Raw genomic sequence first — 4,603 nt, 5'->3', positions numbered from 1 at the left:
ATTGTTAGACAACATTGATTCGTTGAAAATTGAGGCAATCCTTAGATTGATTAACACTAAGGAGTTTAGGAATAAAGTTGGCCTAATTAAAATCGACGAAGCTGGCCTCCTAAATATAGAAAAAATGAGTTTCTCTGACTTTGAAAAAATCATGGAGAAGTTGACTAGGGATGCCCATTTCGCCACTACTGAAAATGATGGGTTTGTTCTTTCCACTCGGCAAGAAGATAAAACCATAATTAGTAACTATATAAAAAGTATTGTTGCTATAAAGGATAGTGGGCCCGATTCAAAAAATAATGAGAAAGGTGCTATTGTTATAAGTGTTGGTAGTTCCACGACTTCAGAACCAAAAGAGATAGAAAAAAAATCATCACCTAGTCCATCAAAGAGAACCCGCAAGATATACGAACATTTACTAGACAGTGTTCAATGTCGACCAAATTTAGTGCCAAAGTTAGATGAGATGGTTGATGAGGCTTTAAGGATTAATGTCGTTGCGCAAAAATATTCCAGTGTACTATTATCTCGTGCCATTATAGAAATCACGATTAAGTCGGTAATTAAAAAGAGTGGTTTAGAGGCAGAGATACGAACTGCTTATCGAGATAGAGCATGGGATTTCGAGAACTTGCTAAAGTTTACGAATGAAAACATTCGTAGTATGTCACAAGATGACTCAATACAAAAAGCAATAAAAGGGGCTATAACGAGTCTGCTTACCCATGGTAAGGATGTGATGAACTTGACTAACCATAATGAAATACAGTCTCTTTCAGAGAAAGAAGCCTTATATATCAAAAGAATAGTTCAAACCTTTGCTAATGCTTTTTTTGAAGCGCTATCTACAAAATGATGGTCTTGTGATAGTATGTCAGCCAGTTTTTTAGGGGGAACCTTATGAAGGTTTATGAGAAAGAGTCGCTAGAGCAGTTGAAGAAAAAGACAGTAAGGACTCTCGCTGGGATCCCCCATATATCTGGCGATGTGTCTCCTTTTAGATATCCAGGTGGAAAGGGTAAATTATCTCGTTTTCTCGCATATTTTTTAGTATCCAATGACTTGGTTGGTTCTCGATTGGTTGAGCCATTTTGTGGAGGAGCTGGCGGTACATTACCATTATTGGAAGCTGGTTTGATAGACCGTTTAGTTTTGAATGATCTAAATCCCGCCATGTATAGCTTCTGGTATAGTGTTAAACACCATCCCGATGAGCTTATTAGACTAATAAGGTCTGAGCCTGTAAATATAGATGCGTGGCATTATTGGCGTGATGTTTATAGCGATTCCTCATCAAGTATCATTGAGCGAGGGTTTTCTGCATTTTTTCTAAATAGAACAAATCGTTCAGGTATTTTGCACGCTGGACCAATTGGTGGCAGGATGCAAACTGGTGATTATAAAATAGATTGTAGATTTAATAAGCCAAGCTTGGAGAAGCGGGTTGAGAATATAGCTCTGCTTTCTGATAAAATCGATGTTCACTCAATGGATGCGTCGATATTAATATCTGATTTTTCAGATGAAGATGACTTTATTTATGCTGACCCTCCGTATGTTAAAGAGGGTAAAAATATTTATAAAAAATTCTGTTTCGATGATGAATTGCATCGCTCATTCTCCGAAACAATTAAACGTGCATCATCTAAATGGTTAATATCATATGATGATCACCCTTTAGTTCATTCACTATATTCAAAATCTGGTATAAACGTTGTCGAATTTAGCTATGTAATGAATCGTGCAAGGGTTGGGAGAGAGCTACTTATCGCATCATCTCACCTAACTCTTCCCGTTATGCCTACTTCAACAATAAAATCTCAAGTGGAGTTAAGTCACGCTTGTATGTAATCGCCAGTTTCTAGCTAGTGAGAAACTTAAGCCGATAGGGTTAATATATCCATTATGTATTATAGGGGAGTCAGCTCATCACTAACTCCCTCTATATACAATGATTTTTTGTCGCTATAACAATTACATAGACTTGTAATCTAGTTAGTAAAATAATAGCCATCTTCTCCCATGCCACACGATGAGGTGCATGCAGCCTCGAAATGTTGTGCTGTGTTCGGGTAAATCCTCCATATTTCGATGACCATACTCTCTACAACTTGGCTTGCTCAACGGTCTGGTTGAACAGGTCGGTCTAGCTAGGCAAGTAGCTAATCAGTTGAGTTCACTAATATCCCTTCATGTATGATGCAGGCTAGACCAAACACTGCCAATGACCACTGATTTCTGTATATAATTACAGTATTTAGGTGGGGGCTATGGCAGTAAGAAAACAGAAATCTGGCAAGTGGCTTGTCGAGATCTACCCTGAGGGGCGGCCCAGCAAGGCAAACCCCAACGCACCTCGGATCCGCAAGTTGTTTGCCACCAAGGGTGAAGCGCTGGCGTTCGAGCGCTTTGTGCTGGACCCGGACAAGGGCAAGCCTTGGCTAGAGGGGCAGGGGGAACCGGCAGACGACCGGCGCCTCTCTGATCTGGTCGAACTCTGGTTTGGCCGCCATGGACAAAGCCTGCGTGATGGTGAGGCTCGTAAGTCCAAGCTGCTGACAGTCTGCCAGTCCCTCGGAGACCCGCTGGCGGTCAACTTTACCGCTCGCGATTTTGCTGCCTACCGTGAAGCTCGCCTCTCGGGTGATATCACCGACCGACGCGCCATCAATCAAGAGAAGCAAGGCGTCACTCCCAATACAGTTAACCGCGAACATGCCTACCTGCGGGCGGTATTCAATGAACTGAAAAGGCTAGGGGAGTGGCTGGGGGAAAACCCCCTCGATGGGCTGCGTGCCTACAAAGTTGCCGAAGCCGAGCTCGCCTTTCTCTACCCTGACGAACTCAAGCGCCTGTTGACCGCTTGCGCCGAGAGTCAAAACCCAGATCTGCTGTTGGTGGTTAAACTATGCTTGGCCACCGGCGCACGCTGGTCTGAGGTGGAAGAATTAACCCAGTCTCAGGTATCCCCCAACCGCATCACCTTCACTCGTACCAAGAGCAAGAAGAGTCGAAGTGTCCCCATCAGCCCCGATCTCTATGCCCAGTTGCCGAGAAAGCGCGGCCGCCTGTTCGGTGACTGCTATCGCGCTTTCGAAATGGTGGTCGAACGGGCAGGGCTGGAACTGCCAGCCGGGCAGAATACCCACGTTCTGCGACACACCTTCGCCAGCCACTTTATGATGAACGGCGGCAACATCTTGGTGCTGCAGAAAATCCTGGGCCACTCCACCATCGCCATGACCATGCGATACGCACATTTTGCCCCTGATCATTTGGAAGACGCGGTGAGGCTGAATCCTTTGAGTGTCTGCGGTCTCAGCTGATTTTGATTGTTATGAGGCTTTCCTCTGTACTTCTGGTTAGAAGGATTAGATCATATGTCGCTAAACGAGTCAGTAAACGACTGAGGCACAAAAGATAAGCTGCCACAATCTGCAGCCTGTTGGGCATCGAGTGGCTCATAGTGGTTTCTCAATTTTTGCATATTTGTTATTTTAAGGGGGGAGAGTTGAAGTTATCTGAACTGTTAAGGAAAGAAAACAATAATATAGATATTTTTAGAGTTATTGCTGCAAGTATGGTTATTTACGGCCATGCTTATGCTATATCTCCTGAACTAGGAAAATCCGATATTATAGGTCGCCTAATGCAGGTTGACTATTCTGGTTCAATAGCTGTAAAAGTTTTTTTCTTTCTTAGTGGCTTGGTAGTTACTAACTCACTGCTAAATAATGGTGATTTACTTCGCTTTGTTATATCTCGTTTTTTCAGAATTTGGCCAGCTCTCATCCTGTCAAGTATAGTGACAGCCTTTGTTATAGGTCCAATGCTTACCTCTTTATCACTTGTGGATTACTTACACCAGAAAGAGGTATATGACTATGTATTAAAAATTGCTGGGATGAATATTCAATTTACTCTTCCAGGTGTTTTTGTTGATAATCCATATCCGAATTCGGTAAATGGATCGCTGTGGACAATACCCTATGAAGTGTTTGCATATATCTTGTTATTTGCGCTGTATGCAGTTGGGGTTCTGAGCTCCAAAAAGCTTAGTGTGGCAATATTCCTGGTTATTTTGATTGAGCCATTCTTGAGCTCAAGAATGCTGTTTCCTTGGGTTGTCCCAAATCATGAGGTAGATTTTTTAGCGCCATGCTTTGCATTCGGTGCAATCCTTGCTCTTAATAAAGATCTGATAGCAATACGCTTTGCACCTTGTCTTGGATTTGCAGTGCTTTATATTGTGCTGAGAGATACTATTTACTCATCATATTTTGCATACGCATCTATTTTCTTGTTTATACTTTATGCTTCATCAAGGGACTTTATCTTAAAGTTAAAACCAAAAGCTGATATTTCTTATGGTGTTTACCTGTGGGGCTTTCCAGTTCAACAAGTAATGGCTCACTATTTTAGCTCCCATGGTGTTTTGTTTAATCAAATATCATCACTGTTTGTGTCAATTGCTCTTGGATATTTATCTTGGCACTTATGTGAGAAGCACTTTATTAAATATGGTTCGAACGTGTCCATTTTCATTAGGGGTAAATATCAAAGCCTGTCAACTGCTTCGGTAAAGTGATTGTTAATGGTGATT

The 4,603-nt window shown here is 42.1% G+C and carries 4 protein-coding genes; all 4 read left to right on the top strand.

The features are described from left to right. A partial coding sequence (locus VF684_RS20720) for a hypothetical protein (RefSeq protein ID WP_440174387.1) occupies positions 1-856 on the top strand: 856 nt, incomplete at its 5' end. 44 nt (positions 857-900) lie between these two features. Continuing rightward, positions 901-1,851, top strand: a complete 951-nt coding sequence (locus tag VF684_RS20715; RefSeq protein WP_374884716.1) for a DNA adenine methylase — start codon at positions 901-903, stop codon at positions 1,849-1,851. A 419-nt stretch (positions 1,852-2,270) separates the two neighbouring features. Further along, positions 2,271-3,326 (top strand): site-specific integrase, encoded by a 1,056-nt coding sequence (locus VF684_RS20710; protein WP_374884718.1) that lies wholly within the window; start codon positions 2,271-2,273, stop codon positions 3,324-3,326. A 185-nt stretch (positions 3,327-3,511) separates the two neighbouring features. Then, on the top strand, positions 3,512-4,588 hold the full coding sequence (locus VF684_RS20705; protein ID WP_107682181.1) for an acyltransferase family protein: 1,077 nt from the start codon (positions 3,512-3,514) through the stop codon (positions 4,586-4,588). The last annotated feature ends 15 nt before the right edge of the window (positions 4,589-4,603 follow it).

The organism is Aeromonas sp. Lyrl_2, from assembly GCF_051948815.1.
Lineage (GTDB): Bacteria > Pseudomonadota > Gammaproteobacteria > Enterobacterales > Aeromonadaceae > Aeromonas > Aeromonas veronii.
Note: the sequence above shows the minus strand (reverse complement) of the source record. Positions and strands in the feature narration are given on the sequence as shown.